Below are 23,638 nucleotides of genomic sequence, written 5' to 3'. Positions count from 1 at the left end.
GAGAGGAGCTGGCGCATCATGACCATCCAACAGATTTCTGTCTTTCTGGAGAACCGGGCGGGACAGTTGGCGGAGATCACCGCCATTCTGTCCGAACATCAGATCAATATGCGGGCCCTCCACATCGCCGAAACCAGTGATTACGGCGTGCTGCGCATGATCGTGGACCAGCCCCAGCGGGCCGCCTCCCTGCTGCTGGAGCACGGCTTTGTCGTCTCCATGACTCCGGTGGTGGCGGTGCTGGTGCCCGACGAGCCCGGCGGCCTGGGCCGCATCCTGGCTCTGCTGGCCAGGGAATCCGTCGACGTGGAGTATGTCTACTCGGTCTTTGGCCAGGTGGACGGCCAGGCCTGCATGATCTTCCGTGTGGCCGACGCCGTGGGGCTGGCCAGCCTGCTCCAGGCCAACGCCATGCCTCCCGCCCGGGGCGAGGCGCTGGGCGTCCATTAACGAGAAAAGCGAGGTTGAACTTTATGCAGCCGTTGAGCAAGAAAACCCAGTATTTCACCGACTCCGTCATCCGCCGGATGACCCGCATCGCCATTGCCAACAACGCCATCAATCTGGCCCAGGGCTTCCCTGACTTCGACCCGCCCAAGGCGCTGCTGGACCGGCTGGCTGAGGTGGCCCATGCCGGCCCCCACCAGTACCCCATCACCATGGGCGCCCCCAACTTCCGCCGGGCTCTGGCCAAGAAGTGCGGCCGCTTCATGGGCCGCACCCTGGACCCGGAGACTGAGATGGTGGTGACCATCGGCTCCACCGAGGCCATGGTGGACACCATCTTCGCCCTCACCAACCCCGGGGACAAGATTATCCTCTTCTCCCCCTACTTTGAGAACTACCACGCCCAGGCCCTCTTTGCCGACTGTGAGCCTATCTATGTGCCTCTGGTGCCCCCCGCCTTCGGCTTCGACGCCAATGTGCTGGAGGACGCCTTCAAGCAGCACCCCAAGGCCATCCTCATCTGCAACCCCTCCAACCCCAGCGGCAAGGTGTTCACCGAGGAGGAGCTGAAGTTCATCGCGGACCTGTGCATCAAGTACGACGTGTACGCCATCATGGACGAGGTGTACGAGCACATCGTCTACGCCCCCCACAAGCACACCTATATGAACTCCATCCCCGGTATGTGGGAGCGCACCGTGTCCTGCTCCTCCCTGTCCAAGACCTACTCCATCACCGGCTGGCGTCTGGGCTATGCCATTGCCCCCAAGCATCTGATGGACAAGATCAAGCAGTACCATGACTTCAACGCCGTGGGCGCCGCCTCTCCCCTGATGGAGGCCGCCATCGCCGGTCTGGAGATGCCCGACAGCTACTATGAGGAGTTCGGGGCCCACTACGCCCACATGAAGGAGCTGTTCACCAAGGGCCTGGACAACATCGGCATCCCCTACACCGATCCCCAGGGCACCTACTTCGTGCTGGCCGACATCGCCCCCTACCTGAAGAAGGGCCAGACCGATGTGGAGTTCTGTGAGGAGCTGACCCAGAAGGTGGGCGTGGCCGCCGTGCCCGGCACCTCCTTCTTCATGGAGGACGTGCCCAACATCGTCCGCCTCCACTTCGCCAAGAAGGATGAGACCCTGCTGGAGGCTCTGGACCGCCTGTCCCACATCAAGGAGAAAATGGTCTGAGTCAGGAGGGACCCATGCGCATCATCATCTCCCCCGCCAAAAAAATGCGGGTGGACATCGACAGTTTCGCCCCCAAGGGCCTGCCCGCCTTTCTGCCCGAGACCAGGCGGCTGCTGGCGGCTTTAACGGAAATGGACGGCCCCCAGCTGCAAAAGCTGTGGAAGTGCAACGACTCCATCGCCGCCCTCAATCTGGAGCGGCTGGCCCACATGGACCTGGAGAAGAACCTCACCCCCGCCCTGCTGTCCTACGAGGGCATCCAGTACCAGTACATGGCCCCCGGCGTCTTTGACCGGGAACAGCTGGACTATGTGAAGGAGCACCTGCGCATCCTCTCCGGCTTCTACGGGCTGCTGCGTCCCTTTGATGGGGTAACTCCCTACCGCCTGGAGATGGCCGCCCCCCTGAAGGTGGACGGCCACAAGGACCTGTACGCCTTCTGGGGAAGCAAGCTGGCAGAGGCTCTGGCCGCTGAGACCGACCTGGTGGTCAATCTGGCCTCCAAGGAATACAGCAAAGCGGTCTCTCCCCATCTCCCCCCTTCCGTAACCTTCCTCACCTGCACCTTTGGCGAGGAGAAGGACGGCAAGGTGGTGGAAAAGGGCACCATGTGCAAGATGGCCCGGGGAGAGATGGTCCGCTGGATGGCGGAGCATAATATCCATCAGGCGGAGGAGCTCCAGGCCTTCGATCAGCTGGGCTATGCCTTCTCCCCTGCCTATTCCGATCCCCAACACTACGTTTTTCTAAAGGAGGAACCCTGATATGCTGGAAGTGGGAACCCTTGCTCCCGACTTTACCCTGCCCGATAAGGAGGGCAACCCCGTCACCCTGTCTCAGTTCAGAGGCAAGCGGGTGGTGGTCTATTTCTATCCCCGGGACAACACCCCCGGCTGCACCCGTCAGGCCTGCGGCTATGCCGCCGCCTACGACGAATTCCAGGCCCTTGACACGGTGGTCATCGGCATCAGCAAGGACTCGGTGGCCTCCCACCAGAAATTTGCCCAGAAGCACGAGCTGCCCTTCATCCTGCTGTCCGACCCGGAGCTGACCGCCATTCAGGCCTACGGCGTATGGCAGGAGAAGAAGAACTACGGTAAGGTGTCCATGGGGGTGGTCCGCTCCACCTTCGTCATCAACGCCGACGGCGTCATCGAAAAGGTGATGCCCAAGGTGAAGCCGGATACCAACGCCGCCGACATTTTGGCTTACCTGCGAGGATAAAAAAGGTGCCCTCCGGTGGAGGGCACCTTTTTTATCAGAAATTGTGGCTCTTCCTTTTGCGGGAGGACATCTCCGCTCCGGCCCCGGCATGGCTGAGCACCGGCAGCAGCACAACACCCACAACGATACCGCTCAGCCCCTGCACCACGTTGAAGGGCACGCCCGCCAGCACTGCCGTCGCGGCGGCAGTCAGGTCGCTGCCTGCCAGCGTCATCATCCCCACTTCATAGAGGAAATAGCCGGCAACCATCACCGCTTCGGCGGGAATGCCGCACAGAATCACACGCAACGGCAGAGAGATGTGCTCCCGCTTCAGGCAAAGGCGGTAGAGGCTCCCGCCCACCAGCGCCGTCAGGGCCTTGATGGCAAAGGTCCCCGGCACCCATGCCGTGAAGCCGCTGAACAGATCGGCCAACATAGACCCGATTCCGGCAGCCGCCGCACCCAGCCCCGGCCCCAACAGAATGCCGCAGATCAGCACCATACTGTCACCCAGGTGGATGTATCCCAGGGTCGGGGTGGGGATTCGGATCACCATGGTCGCCGCAGTGGTCAGCGCTGCAAGCAGCGCCGCCATGACCATACGTCTGGTTTTTTGATTCACCATACTGGAACGCCTTCTTTCTGTTTTTCTTCTGTGCCTCCAGTATAGTTCCAATCTGATCTTTTTAAAAGCGTCAATTTTATTCTATTTTATAAGGTCAGATTGTGTGCCTATCCCAAAAAGTCAGCGCCCGCCGACGTTGTCGGCAGGCGCTGATTTCATAACTTATACCCGGGTCCAGGTGGTCCCTTCCTTGCTGTCCTTGATCTCCACGCCCATCTCCTTGAGCTGATCCCGGATGGCGTCGGCGGTGGCCCAGTCCTTGGCCTTTTTGGCCTCCAGGCGCTTGGCGATGAGGGCCTCGATCTCCTCGGCGCCCTCCACCGGGGCGGCAGCCTTCTCCCGGAGGGCGGCGGCCTTCTCCAGCAGGTTCAGGCCCAGCACGGTGTCAAAGCTGCCGATGAGGGCCCGCTTGGTGGCGTCGTTCACGTCGGCCTTGAGCACGTCGTACAGGGCGGTGACACCCAGGGAGGTGTTCAGGTCGTTGCCCACCGCCTCGATAAAAGCGGCCTTGTACCGGGCGGCGGCCTCCTCGTCCACCGGGGCGGGGTCGTCGGACAGGGCGGCCACCCGGGCCACCAGCTTGTCGTAGGCCACCTTGGCGTTCTCCAGGTTCTCCCAGGAGAACACCAGACCCTTACGATAGTGGGACTGGAGGCAGAAGAAGCGGTAAACCAGCGGATCGTACCCCTTCTCCTCCAGCAGGGAGACGGTGAGGAACTCGCCCTTGGACTTGCTCATCTTGCCGTCGTTGGTGTTCAGGTGGTGGACGTGCATCCAGTATTTGCACCAGGGATGGCCCAGATAGGCCTCAGACTGGGCGATCTCGTTGGTGTGGTGGGGGAAGGCGTTGTCGATACCGCCGCAGTGGAGGTCCAGATACTCACCGGCATACTTCATGGAGATGCAGGAGCACTCGATATGCCAGCCGGGATAGCCCACGCCCCAGGGGGAGTCCCACTTCAGGGCCTGATCCTCAAACTTGGACTTGGTGAACCACAGCACAAAGTCATTCTTGTTGCGCTTGTTGGTGTCCTCCTCCACGCCCTCGCGGACGCCCACGGCCAGGTCCTCCTCGTCGTGGTCGTTGAACACATAGTATTTCTCCAGCTTGGAGGTGTCAAAGTACACGTTGCCACCGGCCACATAGGCGTAGCCAGTATCCAGCAGCTTGGTGATGACCTTGATATAGTCGTCGATCATGCCGGTGGCGGGCTGCACCACCTCGGGATACTTGATGTTCAGCTTCTTGCAGTCGGCAAAGAAGGCGTCGGTGTAGAACTGGGCGATCTCCATCACGCTCTTGTGTTCCCGCTTGGCGCCCTTCACCATCTTGTCCTCGCCGGTGTCGGCGTCGGAGGCCAGGTGGCCCACATCTGTGATGTTCATGATCCGCTTCACGTCGTAGCCCTCGTAGCGGAGGAATTTCTCCAGCACGTCCTCCATCAGGTAGCTGCGCAGGTTGCCGATGTGGGCGAAGTGGTACACCGTGGGTCCGCAGGTGTACATGGTCACCTTGCCCGGCTCGTGGGGGATAAAGTCCTCTTTCTTGTGGCTTGCGGAGTTATACAGTTTCATGGCAATTCGCTCCTTATTGATTTTGGCTTCTGGCCTGTTCATCCATCAGTTTTTCCAGCCACTCCAGCCGGGAACTGATGGCCTGCAATTCTTTCTGTACCGGGTCGGTGACGTGGATCTGGTCCACGGAGGAGGCGTAGTCCACCTTCTCCCCGGCGATACGCACCACCCGGGCGGGCACGCCCACGGCGGTGGCGTTGGGCGGGATCTCGCTGAGCACCACCGCGTTGGCGGCAATGCGGGAGTTGTCTCCCACCTTGAAGGGACCCAGTACCTTGGCGCCGGTAGACACCAGCACGTTGTTGCCCAGGGTGGGATGGCGCTTGCCCTGGTCCTTGCCGGTACCGCCCAGAGTGACACCGTGGTAGATGAGGCAGTCGTCGCCGATCTCGGCGGTCTCGCCGATGACGATGCCCATGCCGTGGTCAATGACGAACCGGCGGCCGATCTTGGCGCCGGGGTGGATCTCAATGCCGGTCCAGAACCGGCTCCACTGGCTGACGAACCGTGCCAGGAACTTCAGGTGGTGCCGGTAGAGGAAATGGGCCAGGCGGTGGTAGATGATGGCGTGTACGCCGGGATAGAGCAAAAAGATCTCCAGGCGGCTGCGGGCCGCCGGGTCGCGGGCCTGATAGGCCCGCAGGGTCTCGCCAAGTCGGGTCAGGGAAAACACCTCCAAAAAGAAAAACGCCTCTTACGCATACGCATAAGAGGCGATCAGATCGCGGTTCCACTCTCATTTCTCACTCAAAGGCCGATGACGGGGCCAGCCGGGGGGCATCCACATCCCCCGCGCTCCCGGACGCACATTCTCCAGTTACTCCCTGGGACCGCTCTCAGCCGGTGACGTTCCCTCTCTGGCGGGTACTCGCTGGGTACTATTTCCGTTCCTCGCGCTATTAGGTTACCATAGTATACTACCACGTTTTCCTTTTGGTGTCAAGTTACCCAACGCCCGGGTCATACTTGACACAGAAGGCGGCCACATCGTCAAAGTCCCGCAGCTGCTCCTTCAGCTCCTCATGGCTCCAGTCCCACCACTGGATACGCAGGAGGGCAGCGATGGTGTCCTCGTCATACCGCCAGCCGATGTGACGGGCGGGTACGCCCCCTACGATCTCATAGGGGGCTACGTCGTGGGTGACCACGGCGCCCGCCCCCACCACCGCACCGTGGCCCAGGGTGACCCCCGCCATGATAACGGCGTTGTGGCCGATCCACACGTCATTGCCCGTGGTGACATGGTGGTTGTCCCGCCGCCACTGGAGCAGAGCCTGATCGTCCGGCCCAAAACCATAGTGGGCGCAGCGGTAGGTGAAATGGTGGGCTGCCGCCCGGGTCTTGGCCGGGTGCTGCACCGGGTTGATGCGTACCCCGGTGGCAATGGAGTTGAACTTACCGATGTGGGAGTAGATCACATCGTTGGACCCGAAGAGATAGGTGTAGTCCCCCACATGGGTCTCCTCCACGATACAGTGGTCCCCCAGCTCCACATACCGGCCAAAGGTGCAGTTTTTCACCACGCAGGTAGGATGAATCAGGGGCCGGTCTTCCTCCAGGGTCCTGGTAAAGTCCAGCATTACAGCTTACTCCAGTCGATGACATCCTTATTTTTTACAAAATACTCGATGCCGGAGTAGATGGTGGTAGCCAAAATGACGGCCACGCACACCACGTCCAGGGTCAGGTGGTGGAACACCAGCATGAGGCAGATGCACACCATGGTGGAAGCAGTCTTGATCTTACCCGACCAGGCGGCGGCAATGACCCTTCCCCGCTCCACAGCGATGAGCCGCAGGCCGGTGACGGCGAATTCCCGCACCACCACGATGAGCAGGGCCCAGGCAGGGAAACGGTTCATCTCCACGAACCACAGCATGGCGGCCATGACCAGCATCTTGTCCGCCAGAGGGTCCATGAACTTGCCGAAGTCGGTGATCATGTTGTAGTGACGGGCAATATAGCCGTCCACAAAATCGGTGACGCTGGCCAGGATGAACACAGCCAGAGCATAGTACATATGGAAGGGGAACTGGAGGTAGAGCACCACCAGAAAGACGGGGATGAGCAGTACCCGAAGCAAAGTCAGCTTATTGGCGGTATTCAAACTATGTCACTCCTCTATTTCCCCGGTCAGATCACCATCACTGGTGCCGGTAATACGCACATTGACAAAGGTCCCCGCAGGCACCAGGCCGGCGGCGGTAAAGAACACCTTGCCGTCCACGTCGGGGGAATCAGCATAGGAACGGCCGGCGTAGCAGCCCATCTCCTGATCAAAGCCCTCGCACAGCACCTCCAGGGTCTCCCCCAGGCGGCTCTCGTTCCAGGCGTCCATCACCCGGCTCTGGAGCTCCACCAGCAGCTCCACCCGCCGCTTGGCGGTATCCGGGTCCACCTGGTCGGGCATAGTTGCGGCGGGGGTCCCCTCTTCAGGAGAGAACTGGAAGATACCCGCCCGCTCGATGCCGCTCTCCCGCAGGAAGTCGCACAGCTCCTCAAACTCCTCCTCCGTCTCACCGGGCAGGCCGCAGATGAGGGAGGTACGCAGCACCAGACCGGGCAGCCGGTCCCGCAGCTTCTTCAGCAGGGCGATGATCTCCGCCTTGGTGGAGCGGCGGTTCATGGCCTTGAGGATACGGTCATTGATATGCTGCAGGGGGATGTCGATATACTTGAGGATCTTGTGCTCCCGGGCGATGACGTCGATGAGGGCGTCATCCAGCTCATCGGGGTACAGATAGTGGAGCCGCACCCAGTGGAAGGGCAGCTTGCACAGCTCGGTCAGCAATTCGGGCAGCATCCGCTTGTGGTACAGGTCGGTGCCGTACCGGGTGATATCCTGAGCAATGATGATAAGCTCCTGCACCCCGTCGTCGGCCAGCTTCTTGGCCTCGGAGAGCAGAGACTCCATCGTGCGGCTGCGGTACCGTCCCCGGAGGGAGGGAATGACACAGTAGGCACACCGGTTGTCGCACCCCTCGGCGATCTTCAGGAAGGCGGTATAGGAGGGCGTGGAGACCATACGCGCTCCGTCCTCGATGGTGTGGTCGATATCCCCGAAGTAGGTGGGGGTATCCCCTTCCATAACGGACTCGATGGCGGGCACGATGTCGGTATAACTGCCGGTACCCAGGATGCCGTCGATCTCAGGCAGCTCCTCCAGGATCTCGTCCTGGTAGCGCTGGGTCAGACAGCCCGCCACCAGCAGCTTGCCCAGCTTGCCCTGTTCCTTCAGGGCAGCCAGCTCCAGAATATTCTGGATGGCCTCACTCTTGGCGGAATCAATAAAGCCGCAGGTATTGAGCACCGCCACATCGGCCCCCTCGGCCTCGCCGGTCACGGTATGGCCGGCAGCCTTCACCAGGGCCATCATCTGCTCGGTATTCACCAAATTCTTGGCACAGCCAAGGGATACAAATGCAATCTTCAAGAGACTGCCTCCTTATACGATGGTATATCTGCCCTCCCTGCGGGGGGGCATTTGGGGCTGCTGATCGGGATAGCCCAGGGTAATGGCCGCCACAAATTCTCCCTTGTCAGGAGCGAACCGCTCCTGAAAGGCGGGACCGAAGCCCATACGCTGGGGGGCGGACAGCCAACAGGAACCGATCCCCTTGTCCCAGGCGGCCAGCAGTATATTTTCAATGGCGGCAGACACGCTCTGCATGGCGCCGTCCCGGTCGGGATAGTCAGGCTTGAGGAAGAACACCAGCACACATACCGGCGCGCCTCCCAGGGTGGACAGGAACTTGTTGGTGATGCCAACCTGCTCCGGGTGGCGGGCAAAGCGCTGCTCCAGCACCGGAGTGAACTTCTCCACCACCCCGCCCATGATGGCCTTGACCTCCTCCAGAGCTTCAGGGCTCCGGACGGCCACAAAGTGCCAGTGCTGCATATTGATGGCGGAGGGCGCGGCCAGACCGGCCTCCAGGATCTCCTTTAGATCGGCCTCCAGAATGGGATCTGCCTTGTAGCGGCGGATGCTGCGGCGGGTCATCAGGGCTTCGCGGGTATCCATCAGAATTCCTCCTCCATGGCCGCGCCGTACCGGCGCAGGCCCTCCTTGATATCCTCCCACCGGAACCCCCGGCGGGCCAGGGCGTTGGCCGCCCGTTGATAACTTTTGGGGTCAGTGAGATCCGCTCCACGGAGTTTTTTCTGCAAAAACGCGTCGATGGCATCGTCGGGGGACTCCAGATCCTCCAGGACGCCGTCCCAATAGTCTCGGGGCACACCCCGGCGGTAGAGTTCGTCCCGGATGCGGGCCGGGCCCCACCCCTTGGCGGCGTAGTGGTCGGCCACTGTACGGGCATAGGCCTCGTCGTTCAGGTAACCCAGCTCCTCCAGCCGGTCGGCCGCCGCTTCGGCGCTCTCCCGGTCAGCCAGAGGCTCCTTGTCCTTATTTCGGGGCCGGGCGGTCAGCTTGTCCACCAGTTCCTTTCGGGACAGGGGCCGGGCAGAAAGCAGGTCCAGGGCCTTGTCCCGCACGGCGGCGGCTCTGGCGGCCCGTCCCACCTGCTCCAGTTGCTCCGGACTCAGCTCCAGGCCGGAGCACAGTCCAAAGGCGACGATCTCATTTTCTGTGATGCGGAGGATGGTCCCATCCTCCAGGTGACACAGCCAGCGTCCTTGAATGCGCTCCGAGGGGGCCAGCTTACTGATCCGCATCCTCGAAGTCCTCGGCGGACACGTCTACCGCCCGGCCGGCGGCACGGGCAGCGGCCCGGGCCTGGCTGCTCATCAGTTTGTAGGAATTCTTCCGGATGTCGGCCTCCAGCCGGTCCAGCACCTCCGGGTTGTCCTTCAGATACTGCTTGGCGGCGTCCCGGCCCTGACCCAGACGGGTCTCACCCATGGCGAACCAGGACCCCGACTTCTGCACCAGGTCCAGCTTGGTGGCCAGATCCAGGATCTCGCCCACTTTGGAGATGCCCTCGCCGTACATGATGTCAAACTCCGCCTCCTTGAAGGGAGGAGAAACTTTGTTCTTGACCACCTTGACCCGGGTGCGGTTACCAATGATCTCAGAGCCGTTCTTCAGAGACTCCACCCGGCGCACATCCATGCGGACGGAGGCGTAGAACTTCAGAGCCCGGCCGCCGGTGGTGACCTCCGGGTTGCCGTACATGACGCCCACCTTCTCACGCAGCTGGTTGATGAAGATGACCACACAATTGGTCTTGGCAATGGAGCCGGCCAGCTTCCGCAGAGCCTGGCTCATGAGGCGGGCCAGCAGACCCACATGGGAGTCGCCCATGTCGCCCTCGATCTCGGCACGGGGGGTCAGGGCAGCCACCGAGTCCACCACCACCACGTCGATGGCGCCGGAGCGCACCAGGGCCTCACAGATCTCCAGGCCCTGCTCGCCGGTATCGGGCTGGGAGATGAGCATGGAGTCGATGTCCACCCCCAGAGCCCGGGCGTAGTAGGGGTCCAGAGCGTGCTCGGCGTCGATGAAGGCCACCTCGCCGCCCCGCTTCTGGGCCTCAGCCACGATGTGGAGGGCCAGAGTGGTCTTACCGGAGGACTCGGGGCCGTAAATCTCGATGATACGTCCTTTGGGGACGCCGCCGATGCCCAGGGCCAGGTCCAGGGACAGGGAGCCGGTGGGGATGGCCTCCACCACGATGTCGGCGTTGTCGCCCAGACGCATGATGGAGCCCTTGCCGTAGGCCTTCTCGATCTGGGCCATGGCGGTCTCCAGCGCCTTTTTCTTGTCAGAGGCGGGAGCGGCGCTCTCCACCACAGATTTCTTCTTGTCTGCCATGTATCCTTTTCATCCTTTCACGGCGGGCCAGAAGCCCGCCCTTACCGATTCAAAACGCCTTCCACCACACGCCAGATGCCCTGGGTGTCCTGGCTGGACTGCACGTTGGAGAAGCCCTGCTCAATCAGCAGCCGCTCCACATCCGGAGCCTGTCCAATCCCCACCTCAAAAAGGAGGGAGCCGCCCAGCCGCAAAGCGGGGCCCCACTGGGCAGTCACCGCCCGGTAGAAATCCAGGCCGTCGTCGCCCCCGTCCAGCGCGGTACGAGGCTCAAAATCCCGGACGCACCGGTCCAGTCCGGCAATATCTCCGGTGGGGATATAGGGGGGATTGCAGGCGATCACATCAAAATCCCACAGCGCACCATCAGGAGGCTGGAGAGCGTCTGCCTGGAAGCAGGTCACCCGGGCGTTCAGATCACACCGGCGGATGTTCTGCTTACAGGTTTTCAGTGCCCCCTCACTGAGGTCGGCCAGCACCACCCGGCAGTCGGGCACATTGGAGGCCACCGCCAGACCCACACAGCCGCTGCCGGCGCACAGATCCAGCACCCTTGCCCCCTCCCCTGCCGCCCGGGCCAGCAGAATGGCCCGCTCGGCCAGCAGCTCGGTATCCATACGGGGGATGAGCACATCCCGGTTGACGGTAAGGGACAGTCCGTAAAATTCCCACTCTCCAATGATGTAGGCCACCGGCTCCCCGGACAGCCGCCGCTCCACCAGTTCCTTCAGCTTCTCCTCCACCGCGTCGGAAGCGTAGAGGGCCATGTCCCGGTAATACTGTTCCCGGCTCTTTCCGGCGGCGGCGCACACCAGCTCCCGGGCCTCCAGCTGGGCGCCTTCCACCCCTGCTTCCCGCAGGCGGCGGCGCGCGTCCAGATAGAGGTTGTTGTAGGTGGTTGCCATGCTGTAACCACTCCTCGTCTCTCTTGTTCTCTCTCTCAAAACACCGTTATTGGGTGTTACCACCGATCTTTGCCCTGCTCCTGAGGCAGCACCAGAGTAAAAGCCCGGATACCCACCTCGATCATGGAGTCGTCCGGCTCAAAGGTGGTCCAGTTCTGGAGCCACATACCAGGGGCGGACATAAAGCGGGTAAACCAGTTGTCATGCCGGCCTACCATGCGGTTAAATTCATAGGTCAGGCTGACGATCACCGGCAGCATCAGCAGATGCAGGCCCATCCGCAGGAAGGTGTTGGTCACCTCCACAAAGGAAAACACCACGCTGGACAGCAGGATGCTCACCACGATCACCACGAAGAGGAAGCTGGTGCCGCAGCGGGGATGGTGCCGGGGCTGCTTACGAACATTTTCCACCGTCAGAGGCAGGCCGTGTTCATAGCAGAAGATGGTCTTGTGTTCTGCTCCGTGGTACTGGAATACCCGGCGGATATCCTTCATATGGGCGCACAAAATCAGGTAGCCCACAAAAATCACGATGCGGACCACACCCTCCAGCAGGTTGCGCAGCCACATGGCCAGGGGGGTAAAATGCCCCAGCAGGCCTACCAGAGCGGTGGGCAGCAGGATAAAAAGCCCCACCGAGAAACAGATCCCCAGCACCACCGCCAGCGTCACCAGAGCGGAGGCCGCCTTTTCGCTGCCCAGATGCTTGTCCAGCCACCGCTCAAATTTAGAGGGTTCCTCCGGCTCCTCGTCCTCGGGCATAAAAGACGCAGAGTACATCAGAGCCTTGACGCCGTTGGCCATGGAGGAACAGAAATTAAAGACGCCCCGGATAAAGGGCACTCCCAGTATGGGGTGCTTGTCCTTGATAAGCACCCGCTCCTCCACCTGTTCGGCCAGCTCCCCGTCCGGCTTGCGGACCACCACAGCCTTTTTCTCCGGCCCCAGCATCATGATGCCTTCGATAAGGGCCTGACCGCCGATCATGGTCTTGTATGGCGTGTCGCAGGCGCGTTTCGTCTGTTTTGACATTCGTTCCATGTTCTCCTTGCTGTTTGGATTCATATCTAATATATTGTATCAGACCCGCACCCCGATTGCAAGGGGTGCGGGCCTCTTTTTTAAAACAAATGTTCGATTGCCCTATTATTTCCTCACTGAGGCTGGATGGGCAGACGGACGGTGACGATACAGCCGCCCCCCTCGGCGTTGCCGATCTCCAGCACTCCCTCATGGCGGCTGACGATCTCGTCGCAGACAGCCAGGCCGATGCCGGAGCCTCTGGCCTTGGAGGAGCCTTTGTAGAACTTATATTTGACGTGGGGCAGCTCCTCCTCCGGGATGCCGGGGCCATAGTCCCGGATGGTAATGACCACCATATCCGCCTCCCGGCAGATGGCGGTATCAATGCGCTTGCCGGAACCGCCGTGCTTGGCGGCGTTGTCCAGCAGGTTGCAAAACACCTGCCGCAGCCGCTCCGGGTCGCCCTCAATGGGCGGGAACTCCTCATCGCAGTCGAAGTGGTTGAGCTCGATGCCCTCCCGGCGGAAGAACTCCCGGTAGGTATACACCGCATCCTCCAGCTCCGCCTTGATGTCCATGGGCTCCACCGACAGGGTAAACCGGCCGTCCTGAATGCGGGAGAACTCCAGCAGCTCCTCCACCATATTGGTAAGCCGCCGGGCCTCTGAGACGATGATGCCCATGCCCTTCTTCACATCCGCGCCGTCCCGCACCTCTCCATGCATGATGGTTTCCGCCCAGCCGTTGATAGCGGTGAGAGGGGTACGCAGTTCGTGGGATACCGAGGAGATAAATTCGTTCTTCATCTTCTCGCTCTGGTTGATCTTCAGGGACATATCATTGATGGCGTCGGTCAGATCGCCGATCTCGTCGTCAAAGCGTTTTTCGATCTGCACGCCGTAGGACCCGGCGGCAATGCGCTTTGCCGTCTCCGTGATCCCCGCCACCGGCTCCACGATGGAACGAACAAAGTACAGGTTGGAAAAATAAACGATGGCCAGGATCACCATGCCGATGCCCAGGGAGATGGCCACCACGATGATGATCTGCCAGTCCACATTGCGCAGGGAGGTAACATAGCGCATAGCTCCCACCACTTCCCCGTTGATAATGAGGGGGCTGGTGGCCGCCATGATATGCTCCCCGGTGCTGGGATCAGAGCCGGTCCACACCTCGGTCTTGCCCTGGCTCAGCGCCTTGGAGATGTCGGGGGTGCCCGGAGAACGGAAGGCGGTCAGGTCGGAACTGGAGTAACGGATCTGGCCGCCGGCGTCCAGAAACTCCACCTCCAGCCGGTCGCTGGACTGGTCCCCGCCCACCAGGGTACGGGCATACTCATAGTAGGAGTCGCCGCTGGTACGGTAGTAGTTGAAGCTGCGCACCGCGCTTTCCGCCTTCTGGGACAGGGATTCGCTGAGGGTGGAGTAGTAATAACTGCCCATGGCCGCGGAAAAGGCGGTCACCGCCAGCAGCACGATAAAGAGCACCACGCTGATGGAGTTGACCATCCACCGCTTCCGAATGCCGCGGATGCCTTTGATTTTCTTCATAGGTCGATGTTTCACCACCTGGGTTTGATAAAAGATAGCGCGTCACAGGGCCGGGCGGCCGCCGTCAGAACCCCCGTTTGTAGCCGTACCCCCATACGTCGTCGGCACAAAGTCCGCTCTCTTCGGGACAGCCTGAAGGCTATCCCTCATCCGCTCCCTTGCGCCTCCTCTCCCAAAGAGACCCGCTTCGCTGGGCTCTCTTTGGGTATGATGTGGGACTGGCACTGCTACATAGCAGCGGGTTTAAAAGCCCCACTTGTAGCCGTACCCCCATACCGTTGTTATAAAAGAAGGATTGGTCGGGTCGTCCGCCCCGCAAAACAGGTTTTGCGGGGGTCCCATTTTATATCTGCGCGGCGGAAATGAATTCCGCCTGCGCCAAGGTTTTGGCTACGCCAAAACGCTTGTACGGCTCAAGCGCCGCCCCGCCAAAGGCGGGTATCGAGGACGACTTCGGGCTGGGTCAGAATCCCCACTTGTAGCCGTACCCCCATACCGTTGTTATAAAAGAAGGATTGGTCGGGTCGTCCTCGATTTTGATCCGCAGGCGGCGGATATTCACGTCCACGATCTTCAGTTCTCCGAAGTAATCCCGGCCCCACACCGAGTCCAAAATTTCCTCCCGGGACAGAGCCTTCCCCGGATTGTCCATAAACAGCTTCATGATGGAATACTCCACCTGGGTCAGCTTGACCCGCTGGCCGTTCTTTTCCAGGGTGCGGTTGCGGGTGTTCAGCAGGAATGGCGGCTGACTAATCTCACCGGTATCCACCGCCTCGGCCCCGCCGGTGCGGCGGTACAGAGCGTCAATGCGGGCGGTAAGCTCCGCCGGGGAAAAGGGCTTGGTCACATAGTCGTCGGCGCCGGTCATCAGCCCGGTAACTTTATCCATTTCCTGGGTGCGTGCGGTAAGCATGATAATGCCGATGTTATTGTCCCCCGCCCGGATACGGCGGCATACCTCAAAGCCGTCCATGTCCGGCAGCATGATATCCAGCAGCGCCACCTTGATATCCGGGTTGCGCTTAAGCTGGGCCAGAGCCTCCTCACCGGTCTCGGCCTCAATGGCCTCATAGCCTGCCCGCTTCAGGTTGATCACCACAAAGCTGCGGATGTTGGACTCGTCTTCCAGCACGAGTACCTTTTTCATCCCATTCCCTCCTTATATTTCCGTCCATGTCAGGACCAGTCGTTGGTAATCAGTGCAAAGTGCGCCTTTACGCCGCTCTCATCCAGTCCGCAGTCCCAACTGTTCTGGATAAAGCGGGCAGCGTAAATGGTATCCCGGTCGTCATCCCCTGCCAGCAACCGGAACCGCCCCGACATATTGGCCCGCATATAGCGGTTGTCGCCCCGCAGGGTGTAGATTACCAGGAAGGGCGCCGGGTCCACACCGGCATCCCCCTCCCAGTAGGAGAAGATGACCGCCCGCTCTCCTCCGCCTGCCACGTCGCTGCGGGACAGCGTGATCTTGCCGTCCCAGCTGTCCGGCAGAATAAAATACCAGCCGTCCTGGTCATTATAGTAGGTGGAAAAGACCGGATGGGAGTTGCCGTTGATGTCGTACTGCCGCCAGCGGATGGCCCAGAAATTCACGGCAATACTGGTGCTGCTGGGATCGGGCAGGGCGTAGGGGTCGGGCAGCTCCATAATACCGTCATTATTGATGTCCTTGGCGGTCACTGCTGTATACCACCGGATGGTGTTGTCGCTCTCGCCGGTAGCCGGGTCCAGGGTAATGTTCTGGATACGGCCGTTTTTCCAGGCAAAAATATCGGTGATCTGCCCGGTCTGGCTGTAGGCGGTGCTGGAATTGTAATCGGTCTCGCTGCCGCTGCGCCCGTAGGCAGAGCTGACAAAGACAGCCGGGATATTGTCCTGTAAATAGCCGGTTTTCACCCCGCCCTCCGGCAGGCCGGTCACATTGCGGGACAACGGCGCGGAAGAATCCAGCCCCAGGATACCATTTCGGTAGTTGTACAGCTCCACCCGGTTGCTCTCCTCAGTGGCGCCGGTCTGGACCACCACGATCTCGTTTTGGCCGTCCTGATCCATGTCACAGATCTGGAAGTTGGTATAATTGGTGCGCATCAGTTCCAGTACCTGACCGTTGTGAATGGAATAGGCAGCCAGAGAATGGTTTTGATCGCTCATCATCTGCCAGCTGACGATGATCTCCTTGCTGGGACTGTCATCCAGATTCACATAGGAGACATAGTTGATGGCCGAGCCTTCTCCTTCGATGATGGCCGCCACCTCATAGTCGTCTCCGGTCTGGCGGTAGATGTAGATTTTCAAGGGCCGCTCTGACGAACTGACCCGGAAGAAAGCGATGGCCTCCTGCACGCCGTCGCCGTCCAGATCCTGAAGCTGCACTTTCTGGGTCAGTTCTCCGGTGAGGGGGGCGGCATACTCGCCGCCGGCGTTGAGGACCTCATTGATTTTGTTATCCAGTTTCAGATAGTCGTCCGGCGCTCGCGGCGGGGCGTAAAGGTCGTCCACCGATTGGGAAAAGCAGCCTGTCAGCAGCATCAACAGCCCTGCCGCCAGAATCAGTCTGAGTTTTTTCATGGATTTTCTGCCCTCCGTGGGAATTTTCGATATTGTTATCATAACACATCTTCCGATGAAATGGTATGGCGTTTTCTGAATTTATTCTGAGGACAGGGCTTGCCATCTGTCCACAATTCGTGTATAATACCATCCAGACCGCATATTGGACGCCGGTGTGATGGAATGGTAGACGTGACGGATTCAAAATCCGTTGGTGGCAACACCGTGTGGGTTCGAGTCCCACCACCGGCACCAACTAAGGTTGCTGAAAAAGATGCAACCCCTGAAACCCTTGCTGCGGCAAGGGTTTCAGCCGTTTCAGAGGGAAAAATCGAGCACCAGCCGAGATGGAGATGCAAAAGGCCATTTTCGTGATGTGGGGTGATTCGAACCTCTGAGCAAAGAAAAAACAGCGAGAGAAGCCCCCGCTGGCAGTTCCAATCGAACGGCCAACGGGGGCTTCTCTCTTTGTATTGCGCGGCTGTTTCAGTTGGTGGTATTGCTTGCTTTGTCCTTGGTTCCTTGGTGGTCTTGGTAATAGCTTTCTGACATGGTTTTGGATATACTTGCGTTGCAAAACGAGGAAAGGAGAGCAGACCATGGCAGACAAGAAAAACCTATGCGCTCAAATCGACATCACCCTGCACAACCGGGTAACAGAAGAAAAAGACCGCCTGGAGATGACCACCAGCCAGTACATCGCAGCATTGCTCACTGAATACTACAAGATGAAGGATGAGAATGGAGGAATCAACATGACAGGCAGCAGAACGATGGCATTCCAGATCCCCGAGGGACTCTTCCAGCGCATCAAGACCCACCTGGCCAAAGAAACGGCTCGGACCGGCGTAAAGCTCACCCAGCGGGACTTCGTCCTGGGCCTGATCGAGCAGGCGCTGGCGGAAACCGAAGCCAGCCTGGCCCCGGAGGACAGTGGAGCCGCCGGTACCACCCCAGATGCCAGCAAGGCCAGTGCGGAGGCGGAGAGAGACACAGTGGACATCGAACAATAACACAAGGAGTCAAAGCAAGGGGCCGGAGGGCACATCTCAAGCGGATGTGTCCTCCGGCCCCTTTTTTGTTTTCTCGAGAAGGAGGTGACATGATGCAAACAGCAGAAAGGACTCGTTTTACAGAGGCTGAAATGGCCACTGTCCGAGACACAGACCTTCCGGATCTGTTGATCTCCCTGGGCTACCAGGTGAAGCGGATCGGCAGGTACTACACCACGCAGGAGATGGACAGCATCCGAATCAAGGACAGACGTACCTGGTTCCGCTACTCAGAGGGCATCGGCGGAGACGCCATCACATTCCTCCAGCGGTTCTGCAACAAAAGTTTCCCGGAGGCGGTGGAATACCTGCTGACCTGGCATGGCCGCGCCCGTGACTCTCCCCCGGTGAGCACTTCGCGGCAGGCCAAGGAAAAGGAGAAAAAAGTTCCCTTTACCCTCCCACCTGCCAACGTGGATCACCGCAGGGTGTTTGCCTATCTCCGCAAGCGTGGGATCGCACCCCAAGTGATCCGGGGCTTTGTGGAGGCTGGATTGCTGTACGAGGACGCCCAGCATCACAACTGTGTCTTTGTTGGCCGGGACCAATCAGGAGCGCCGGTATTTGCCAACCAACGAGGAACCTATGATCGGAACGGCAGCAGCTTTAAGGGGGATGTCCCAGGCAGCAATAAGGACATCGCATTTCGACTTCACTGCAGCAAGAAGCATGATGCAGTTCTTGTCTTTGAGGCCCCAATCGACCTGATGAGCTTCTGCACCCTGCACCGGAAAGTGACCTCCAACGCGGTGGCGCTGTGTGGGCTGTACGAAGGAGGACTGCGGACCTATCTGCGAGACAACCCACACATACGCCGGATTATTCTGTGCCTGGATAACGATGAACATGGTCGGCAGGCAACCCAAAAGCTCCGAGAAATGTTCTGCGTACACAGGAACTCTGGTTCTACAATGCGCCGGTGGGCGGCGTGGAGATTACCAAAGTCAATGAGGTTGATCAGGCAGAGACCATCCCTGGAGTCACGTTTGAGATCCGCCGCGTCAGCGACGACGCTCTGGTGGACACCGTGACCACCGGGAAGGATGGAAAAGTGTTCTTGCCCTTGGAGGCTGACAACTACTATGCCGTGGAAACCGATTGCCCGGATACCTTCAAATTGGACCCCACACCCATCTACTTCACCGTAAAGGATGGGGAGATCACCAGAAAGACTGTGACCAACAAGGCATTCTCCGGCATCCTGCTGCACAAGATCGACGCAGACACCCGAAAGGGCATTTACGGCGTGACCTTCCTGCTCTATGACAGCAACATGAATCCGGTGGATCAGTTCACCACCGACCAGAACGGATACGCCTACATTGACACCCTGGAGCTGTCTGGCAAGGTGTATCTGCGGGAGCTGGAGAACGAGGGCTACATCGTAGACGAACAGCTGAAAACCGTCTATATAAAGCCGGGCGAGACCACGGAAATCACCTGGGAAAACCGGGCCATCACAGGCCAGATCCAGATCGTCAAGAAGTCTGCCGACTACAACCCCACCAACGGCCTGCCTGCGGGAACGCTGCTGGAGGGGGCTGTATTTGAAATCTATGATAAGGCGGGTAATCTAGTGGACACCATCCGCTCTGACAGCCGAGGGCTGGCCGTGTCCAAACCTTTGCCTCTCTCCCGCTATACCATCCGTGAGGTCAAGGCTCCGGCCAATTACGGCGTAAATGAAACGGAACTCACCGCCTATCTGGAACATGAGGGACAGATCGTCAAATTTGAGGTGACCAACAAGAGCCTGACTACCGGCGTATCCATCACCAAAACCGGCCCCAAGGAGATCATGGCAGGCCAGCCGGTACGCTATACCTTCTCCGGCATCGCCAATAGCTCCAATGTCCGGCTGGACAACTTTTATTGGCGCGATACCCTTCCCGCAGAAGTACGGCTGGACACGGTGGTCACCGGAACCTATAACTTCCCTGGCACCTATAAGATCACCTATCGTGTGAACGGCGGCGAGTATCGGACCCTGGCAGACAACCTGTCCACCAGCAAGAACTACACCCTGGCTGCCTCGGCCACCGCACTGGGCCTTGCCAGCAATGAACGGGTCACAGAGGTCATGTTCGTCTTTGGACAGGCCCCTGCTGGCTTTGCCCAGGTAGAAAAGCCGTACCTCCACTGCACCGCCGTGGCCAACCTGGCCTCCACCTCCTTTGTCAATGTGGCCGACGTGGGCGGCGTCTACAACGGCCAGTGGGTGCAGGCCGTCAGCCGTTGGGTAACTACGGTGTACGGCAAACCTGTCATTCCCACCCTGCCCCGGACGGGGTATTAAGCCCTTGGGGGACTCACAGAATCTGTGAGTCCCCCTCTTTCTTACAACCAACTATTCTAACAGAAAAAGGAGAAATGAACGATGTTGAAGATCACTGCCACTGGAAATCTGACCAATGATGTGGAGCTGAAGATGAACGAAACCACGGGCAAGCCCTATGCCATCCTGCGCATTGCCTCGGACCGCCGCTATCGAGATCAGGAGGGCAACCGGCTCACCGACTTCATCTCCATCAAGGTGCGCGGTCCCCTGGCCGAGTTCTGCGCCGCCTATGCCTGGAAGGGCTGCAAGTTGGCCGCCTCCGGCGACTTCGAGACCATCACTTTTTCTGACGATCCCACCCGCCAGCCCGGCTTCCTGATCAAGGCTACGGAGGTGGAGCTCCTCTCCCCCCATCGGGCAGAGGATGCAACCGCTGCCGGGCAGAACCAGGCCGAGTGTGAGGCCGCCTGATGAAGAACACTGGGATCATTTACAGCAGCACAGAGCGCACCCCTGTCGTGCTGCCTGAGATGGCCGAGCTGCTCCCGCCTTTGAGCGAGGAGCAGCTCGGTGCGCTGGAGGCGGATCTCCTGAAAAATGGGTGCTATACCTTCATCATCGTCAATGAGGATCTGGTCGTCATTGACGGGCATAACCGAAAATCCCTGTGCGACAAGCACGGCCTGCCCTATCAGATGCTGGTGTTCGCCTTTGACGATCTGCTGGAGGCCAAGCAGTGGGCTCTGGATACACAGAAGGGCCGCCGCAACCTGGACAAGTGGGAGCTGGGCAAGATCGCCCTGAAGCTTAAGCCGGAGATCGAAGCCAGGGCCAAGGCAAACCAGGGTACGCGAACTGACCTTTCGGCAACATTGCCGGAAAGTTCCGTTCCTGTTGATACCCGCAAAGAACTGGCAGACTCCGTTGGCTTGGGTGAGCGGACCATGGGCAAAGTGATGCAGATCGACGAGCACGCCCCCGCAGCGGTCAAGGAGGCGCTGGACAAGAAGGAACTGTCCATCAATCAGGGCTACCAGATCACCAAGCAGGTGGAGGATCTGCCGGAGGAGCAGCGAGAGCAGGCCGCCCAGGAGGCGCTGGACATCCTGAAAGCAAAAAAGGAAATCCAGGAAAAGGACGCAGAGATCGACCGTGAGGGGAAGATCGCCGGAGTCTTCTGCAAGGCGTATGAAAAGGCGGTCCTGCTGGACCCCACAGAGGAAAATGTCCGGATCTGGGCTAAATGCACCCGCATGACCAGGGACGAGATGGAAGATACGGTGAAAGAGTCTCGTGAATTGGCGGAGGTGTTTCGGACCATTGCCGACCTCATGGAGCGCCTCCTGCCGGAGAGGGGGACGCTATGACGGAAATGAGTGTCCGCCAGTGGCAGGAGCGGTTCCGTGCCGGGGATTTTTCCTCGAAAGATCGTGCCGTTCAGTGTGAGGCCGGGTGGTATGACTGGTTCTGTCAGGATGACGCGCTGGCCGGACGGCTCCAGAAGTTGAGCAAGGTGGTCATGGGGATCACCGACCCGTATATCCTGGACCACTACTATGTCTGGTTCAAGAACAACTGCCCGCTGTCCGGCCCGCTCTATGATGACATGCGGTTTGAGCCGCTACATGGCGACCGCAACGGGAGATATTTTGTGGTCATACGGGACAGTCCCCATGAGACCCATAAGTGGACCATCTACACGGAGCGCCATGGATTTGAACAGCCGGAATTCACCTGTGCAAACGTGCGGGATATGCTCCGCCATATCAATACCATGGCCCCGGAAACCTGGCGCGGTGATCCGCAGCCTGCAAAAGCGCCGCATTCCCCTCAAAAGAAGCGAAAGGAGGCAGAACGATGAACCGGGAAAACGCGGGTGCCAAGCCGACTGCTCCGCCCAGACTGCCGCCAGCGGCTGAGCAGGAGATCCTGGAGGCGTTGTTCGAGGGGATGGAGATCCACTCCAGCGAGATCGCTGCAATCCTGAAAAAGCATGGCGTGTGCGGGGATGTGGAGGCCCTCCAGGACAGCTACCGCAAGCGCCTGGGCCAGCGTCTCATGGCCAGTCTCCGGGATGATACCGGGCGGCGTGAGGTGCTGGCCAACGGAAAAGGCAGCTATGTGGTGCTGGAGGGCTGCGGTGATAGACGGCAGCTCAAACAGATCCGTCGCCGTATCCAGAGCCAGATGAATGGGCTGGATATCCCCGTGCGTCTTGCATCGGTTGTTCTGTCCTGCCAGCATGACCCTGAGAAAGATCTGGGCCAGCTGCAGGCGGAACTCATGGACCATGTGATCCAGCCCGCACTGCGGGAGCTGCCGCCCGATACGAATACAGAGATCCTGATCAATCCATCCGGGCGGTTTGTCTACGGCGGATTTGAGGCGGATACCGGCCTCACGGGCCGCAAGCTGATGGTGGATACCTATGGCGGACTGGCCCCTCACGGCGGCGGCGCGCTGTCTGGTAAAGACTCCACCAAGGTGGACCGCAGCGGAGCCTACATGGCGCGCTATATTGCCAAGAACATTGTATCTGCCGGTCTGGCGGATCGCTGCACCGTCGCCCTGGCTTATGCCATCGGAAAGGCTGAGCCTGTGGCAGTCAACGTGGATACCGAAGGGACCGGCGAATACCAGGATGAGGTACTGGAGCGGGCTGTGCGGGCGGTCTTTGACCTGACCCCCGCCGGGATGATCCGCACCCTGGGACTGGACAAGCCCCTCTTCGCTCAGTTCTGCAACTATGGCCACTTTACCCATCCGAACGCGCCCTGGGAGCAGACGGAGAAAGCGGAGGTACTGTGCAACGCCTGCCGCATCAAGGAAGCAGGTGTGTCGGACCGTTGAAACATGTTGCCTCCTGTTCCTTTGGTAAGGACAGTCTTGCCACCATATTACTGGCTCTGGAACATGGGGAGCCTCTGGATGAGGCAGTATACTGTGAGGTCATGTTCGACAAGGAGATCTCCGGCGAGGTGCCGGAACACCGAGATTTTATCTACACCACCGCCATTCCGGCTTTAGAACGCAGGGGTGTGAAGGTAACCGTCCTGCGCAGTGAGAAAACGTATGTGGATCTCTTCACAGGCAAAATCACCCGTGGTCCCAAGAAGGGCCTTCTGCGTTCTTTTCCCATCTGCGGACGGTGTGCTGTTCAGAGAGATTGCAAACTGAAACCGATCCTGCGATACCAAAAATCGCTGCCGCCCGACACAGTTCAGTATATTGGGATCGCCAAGGACGAGCAGGAACGGCTGCTTCGATTGGCCGGGAACCGTGTCTCCTTACTGGACAAGTACAACTGTACAGAGGAAGATGCAAAGCAGCTCTGCCAGCGGGCTGAACCGCTACCCGTCAAGAGGACAGTGAAAAAGTATAAAAATTCCCCGGCCAGCAGTTCATTTCTGCTGGCCACTTTTTATGCGGCGAGGCACAACTTATGCTTTTCCAATGGCG

The 23,638-nt window shown here is 59.6% G+C and carries 26 protein-coding genes and 1 tRNA gene; 13 read left to right on the top strand and 14 right to left on the bottom strand.

The window, feature by feature from the left end:
- The first annotated feature begins 18 nt into the window (after positions 1–18).
- From WHJ28_RS14340 to bcp, 4 genes are read left to right on the top strand one after another with little or no spacing between them, the layout of a single operon-like run.
- Entirely contained in the window at positions 19–450 is a 432-nt protein-coding gene (locus tag WHJ28_RS14340) for an ACT domain-containing protein (protein WP_340042744.1), read from the top strand.
- Between the two features lie 23 nt (positions 451–473).
- Positions 474–1,640, top strand: coding sequence for a pyridoxal phosphate-dependent aminotransferase (locus WHJ28_RS14335; protein WP_340042743.1), 1,167 nt, complete (start codon positions 474–476; stop codon positions 1,638–1,640).
- Between the two features lie 14 nt (positions 1,641–1,654).
- Positions 1,655–2,404 carry a peroxide stress protein YaaA gene (yaaA, locus tag WHJ28_RS14330; protein WP_340042742.1) on the top strand — a complete coding sequence of 250 codons (750 nt, stop codon included), beginning with the start codon at positions 1,655–1,657 and terminating at the stop codon, positions 2,402–2,404.
- A 1-nt stretch (position 2,405) separates the two neighbouring features.
- Positions 2,406–2,864: a thioredoxin-dependent thiol peroxidase gene (bcp, locus tag WHJ28_RS14325; RefSeq protein ID WP_340042741.1), complete on the top strand. Its 459-nt coding sequence runs from the start codon at positions 2,406–2,408 to the stop codon at positions 2,862–2,864.
- A gap of 34 nt (positions 2,865–2,898) precedes the next feature.
- Here bcp and WHJ28_RS14320 read toward each other — a convergent pair whose 3' ends face one another.
- The 14 genes from WHJ28_RS14320 to WHJ28_RS14255 form a co-directional block, all read right to left on the bottom strand.
- Positions 2,899–3,471 carry an ECF transporter S component gene (locus tag WHJ28_RS14320; protein ID WP_340042740.1) on the bottom strand — a complete coding sequence of 191 codons (573 nt, stop codon included), beginning with the start codon at positions 3,469–3,471 and terminating at the stop codon, positions 2,899–2,901.
- A gap of 162 nt (positions 3,472–3,633) precedes the next feature.
- Positions 3,634–5,046 (bottom strand): cysteine--tRNA ligase, encoded by a 1,413-nt coding sequence (gene cysS, locus WHJ28_RS14315; protein WP_340042739.1) that lies wholly within the window; start codon positions 5,044–5,046, stop codon positions 3,634–3,636.
- Between the two features lie 13 nt (positions 5,047–5,059).
- Positions 5,060–5,725, bottom strand: a complete 666-nt coding sequence (epsC, locus tag WHJ28_RS14310; protein ID WP_243425952.1) for a serine O-acetyltransferase EpsC — start codon at positions 5,723–5,725, stop codon at positions 5,060–5,062.
- 265 nt (positions 5,726–5,990) lie between these two features.
- Complete coding sequence (locus WHJ28_RS14305; protein WP_340042738.1) at positions 5,991–6,626, bottom strand: DapH/DapD/GlmU-related protein; 636 nt, start codon at positions 6,624–6,626, stop codon at positions 5,991–5,993.
- Positions 6,626–7,153, bottom strand: coding sequence for a CDP-diacylglycerol--glycerol-3-phosphate 3-phosphatidyltransferase (gene pgsA / locus WHJ28_RS14300; protein WP_340042737.1), 528 nt, complete (start codon positions 7,151–7,153; stop codon positions 6,626–6,628). The genes WHJ28_RS14305 and pgsA overlap by 1 nt, the downstream gene beginning before the upstream one ends.
- A 6-nt stretch (positions 7,154–7,159) precedes the next feature.
- The gene (rimO, locus tag WHJ28_RS14295) at positions 7,160–8,479 is read right to left on the bottom strand and encodes a 30S ribosomal protein S12 methylthiotransferase RimO (protein WP_340042736.1); all 1,320 of its coding nucleotides are present in this window, start codon (positions 8,477–8,479) and stop codon (positions 7,160–7,162) included.
- Positions 8,480–8,491: 12 nt separating this feature from the next.
- Positions 8,492–9,067, bottom strand: coding sequence for a nitroreductase family protein (locus WHJ28_RS14290; protein ID WP_340042735.1), 576 nt, complete (start codon positions 9,065–9,067; stop codon positions 8,492–8,494).
- Positions 9,067–9,717, bottom strand: coding sequence for a regulatory protein RecX (locus WHJ28_RS14285; RefSeq protein ID WP_340042734.1), 651 nt, complete (start codon positions 9,715–9,717; stop codon positions 9,067–9,069). The genes WHJ28_RS14290 and WHJ28_RS14285 overlap by 1 nt, the downstream gene beginning before the upstream one ends.
- Positions 9,704–10,816 carry a recombinase RecA gene (gene recA / locus WHJ28_RS14280; protein WP_340042733.1) on the bottom strand — a complete coding sequence of 371 codons (1,113 nt, stop codon included), beginning with the start codon at positions 10,814–10,816 and terminating at the stop codon, positions 9,704–9,706. Before recA ends, WHJ28_RS14285 begins: the two co-directional genes overlap by 14 nt.
- 41 nt (positions 10,817–10,857) lie before the next feature.
- Entirely contained in the window at positions 10,858–11,721 is an 864-nt protein-coding gene (prmC, locus tag WHJ28_RS14275) for a peptide chain release factor N(5)-glutamine methyltransferase (RefSeq protein WP_340042732.1), read from the bottom strand.
- A gap of 56 nt (positions 11,722–11,777) precedes the next feature.
- The gene (locus WHJ28_RS14270) at positions 11,778–12,755 is read right to left on the bottom strand and encodes a DUF1385 domain-containing protein (protein ID WP_340042731.1); all 978 of its coding nucleotides are present in this window, start codon (positions 12,753–12,755) and stop codon (positions 11,778–11,780) included.
- Between the two features lie 122 nt (positions 12,756–12,877).
- Positions 12,878–14,296 (bottom strand): sensor histidine kinase, encoded by a 1,419-nt coding sequence (locus WHJ28_RS14265; protein WP_340042730.1) that lies wholly within the window; start codon positions 14,294–14,296, stop codon positions 12,878–12,880.
- A 463-nt stretch (positions 14,297–14,759) separates the two neighbouring features.
- Positions 14,760–15,446, bottom strand: coding sequence for a response regulator transcription factor (locus tag WHJ28_RS14260; protein ID WP_340042729.1), 687 nt, complete (start codon positions 15,444–15,446; stop codon positions 14,760–14,762).
- A 29-nt stretch (positions 15,447–15,475) separates the two neighbouring features.
- Positions 15,476–16,867 carry a hypothetical protein gene (locus WHJ28_RS14255; RefSeq protein ID WP_340042728.1) on the bottom strand — a complete coding sequence of 464 codons (1,392 nt, stop codon included), beginning with the start codon at positions 16,865–16,867 and terminating at the stop codon, positions 15,476–15,478.
- A gap of 151 nt (positions 16,868–17,018) precedes the next feature.
- Between WHJ28_RS14255 and WHJ28_RS14250 the strand changes: the two genes are divergently transcribed.
- From WHJ28_RS14250 to WHJ28_RS14210, 9 genes are all read left to right on the top strand, one after another.
- Positions 17,019–17,104: transfer RNA gene (locus tag WHJ28_RS14250), tRNA-Leu, on the top strand.
- A 344-nt stretch (positions 17,105–17,448) separates the two neighbouring features.
- Positions 17,449–17,862 carry a translation initiation factor 2 gene (locus WHJ28_RS14245; RefSeq protein ID WP_340042727.1) on the top strand — a complete coding sequence of 138 codons (414 nt, stop codon included), beginning with the start codon at positions 17,449–17,451 and terminating at the stop codon, positions 17,860–17,862.
- Between the two features lie 131 nt (positions 17,863–17,993).
- The gene (locus WHJ28_RS14240; protein WP_340042726.1) at positions 17,994–18,932 is read left to right on the top strand and encodes a DUF3991 domain-containing protein; all 939 of its coding nucleotides are present in this window, start codon (positions 17,994–17,996) and stop codon (positions 18,930–18,932) included.
- A complete protein-coding gene (locus WHJ28_RS14235; RefSeq protein WP_340042725.1) occupies positions 18,830–20,197 on the top strand; it encodes an MSCRAMM family protein in 1,368 nt (455 codons plus the stop codon). The genes WHJ28_RS14240 and WHJ28_RS14235 overlap by 103 nt, the downstream gene beginning before the upstream one ends.
- An 81-nt stretch (positions 20,198–20,278) precedes the next feature.
- Complete coding sequence (locus WHJ28_RS14230) at positions 20,279–20,650, top strand: single-stranded DNA-binding protein (RefSeq protein ID WP_340042724.1); 372 nt, start codon at positions 20,279–20,281, stop codon at positions 20,648–20,650.
- Entirely contained in the window at positions 20,650–21,546 is an 897-nt protein-coding gene (locus WHJ28_RS14225) for a ParB N-terminal domain-containing protein (protein WP_340042723.1), read from the top strand. The genes WHJ28_RS14230 and WHJ28_RS14225 overlap by 1 nt, the downstream gene beginning before the upstream one ends.
- The gene (locus WHJ28_RS14220) at positions 21,543–22,040 is read left to right on the top strand and encodes a hypothetical protein (RefSeq protein WP_325247534.1); all 498 of its coding nucleotides are present in this window, start codon (positions 21,543–21,545) and stop codon (positions 22,038–22,040) included. Before WHJ28_RS14225 ends, WHJ28_RS14220 begins: the two co-directional genes overlap by 4 nt.
- A complete protein-coding gene (locus WHJ28_RS14215) occupies positions 22,037–23,029 on the top strand; it encodes a methionine adenosyltransferase domain-containing protein (protein WP_340042722.1) in 993 nt (330 codons plus the stop codon). The genes WHJ28_RS14220 and WHJ28_RS14215 overlap by 4 nt, the downstream gene beginning before the upstream one ends.
- A partial coding sequence (locus tag WHJ28_RS14210; RefSeq protein WP_340042781.1) for an adenine nucleotide alpha hydrolase family protein occupies positions 23,026–23,638 on the top strand: 613 nt, incomplete at its 3' end. The genes WHJ28_RS14215 and WHJ28_RS14210, both read left to right, overlap by 4 nt.

This window comes from Flavonifractor porci (genome assembly GCF_037572415.1).
Lineage (GTDB): Bacteria > Bacillota > Clostridia > Oscillospirales > Oscillospiraceae > Flavonifractor > Flavonifractor porci.
This window is presented reverse-complemented; position numbering and strand designations above follow the sequence as displayed.

Coding starts and splice junctions, on each gene's coding strand:
- WHJ28_RS14260 (WP_340042729.1), bottom strand. CDS start 15,446: ATGAAAAAGGTACTCGTGCTGGAAGACGAGTCCAACATCCGCAGCTTT.
- WHJ28_RS14230 (WP_340042724.1), top strand. CDS start 20,279: ATGTTGAAGATCACTGCCACTGGAAATCTGACCAATGATGTGGAGCTG.
- recA (WP_340042733.1), bottom strand. CDS start 10,816: ATGGCAGACAAGAAGAAATCTGTGGTGGAGAGCGCCGCTCCCGCCTCT.
- WHJ28_RS14320 (WP_340042740.1), bottom strand. CDS start 3,471: ATGGTGAATCAAAAAACCAGACGTATGGTCATGGCGGCGCTGCTTGCA.
- WHJ28_RS14220 (WP_325247534.1), top strand. CDS start 21,543: ATGACGGAAATGAGTGTCCGCCAGTGGCAGGAGCGGTTCCGTGCCGGG.
- WHJ28_RS14305 (WP_340042738.1), bottom strand. CDS start 6,626: ATGCTGGACTTTACCAGGACCCTGGAGGAAGACCGGCCCCTGATTCAT.
- WHJ28_RS14240 (WP_340042726.1), top strand. CDS start 17,994: ATGGCCACTGTCCGAGACACAGACCTTCCGGATCTGTTGATCTCCCTG.
- WHJ28_RS14225 (WP_340042723.1), top strand. CDS start 20,650: ATGAAGAACACTGGGATCATTTACAGCAGCACAGAGCGCACCCCTGTC.
- WHJ28_RS14290 (WP_340042735.1), bottom strand. CDS start 9,067: ATGGATACCCGCGAAGCCCTGATGACCCGCCGCAGCATCCGCCGCTAC.
- WHJ28_RS14270 (WP_340042731.1), bottom strand. CDS start 12,755: ATGTCAAAACAGACGAAACGCGCCTGCGACACGCCATACAAGACCATG.
- cysS (WP_340042739.1), bottom strand. CDS start 5,046: ATGAAACTGTATAACTCCGCAAGCCACAAGAAAGAGGACTTTATCCCC.
- WHJ28_RS14215 (WP_340042722.1), top strand. CDS start 22,037: ATGAACCGGGAAAACGCGGGTGCCAAGCCGACTGCTCCGCCCAGACTG.
- WHJ28_RS14285 (WP_340042734.1), bottom strand. CDS start 9,717: ATGCGGATCAGTAAGCTGGCCCCCTCGGAGCGCATTCAAGGACGCTGG.
- WHJ28_RS14245 (WP_340042727.1), top strand. CDS start 17,449: ATGGCAGACAAGAAAAACCTATGCGCTCAAATCGACATCACCCTGCAC.
- WHJ28_RS14340 (WP_340042744.1), top strand. CDS start 19: ATGACCATCCAACAGATTTCTGTCTTTCTGGAGAACCGGGCGGGACAG.
- bcp (WP_340042741.1), top strand. CDS start 2,406: ATGCTGGAAGTGGGAACCCTTGCTCCCGACTTTACCCTGCCCGATAAG.
- WHJ28_RS14265 (WP_340042730.1), bottom strand. CDS start 14,296: ATGAAGAAAATCAAAGGCATCCGCGGCATTCGGAAGCGGTGGATGGTC.
- WHJ28_RS14335 (WP_340042743.1), top strand. CDS start 474: ATGCAGCCGTTGAGCAAGAAAACCCAGTATTTCACCGACTCCGTCATC.
- yaaA (WP_340042742.1), top strand. CDS start 1,655: ATGCGCATCATCATCTCCCCCGCCAAAAAAATGCGGGTGGACATCGAC.
- prmC (WP_340042732.1), bottom strand. CDS start 11,721: ATGGCAACCACCTACAACAACCTCTATCTGGACGCGCGCCGCCGCCTG.
- WHJ28_RS14255 (WP_340042728.1), bottom strand. CDS start 16,867: ATGAAAAAACTCAGACTGATTCTGGCGGCAGGGCTGTTGATGCTGCTG.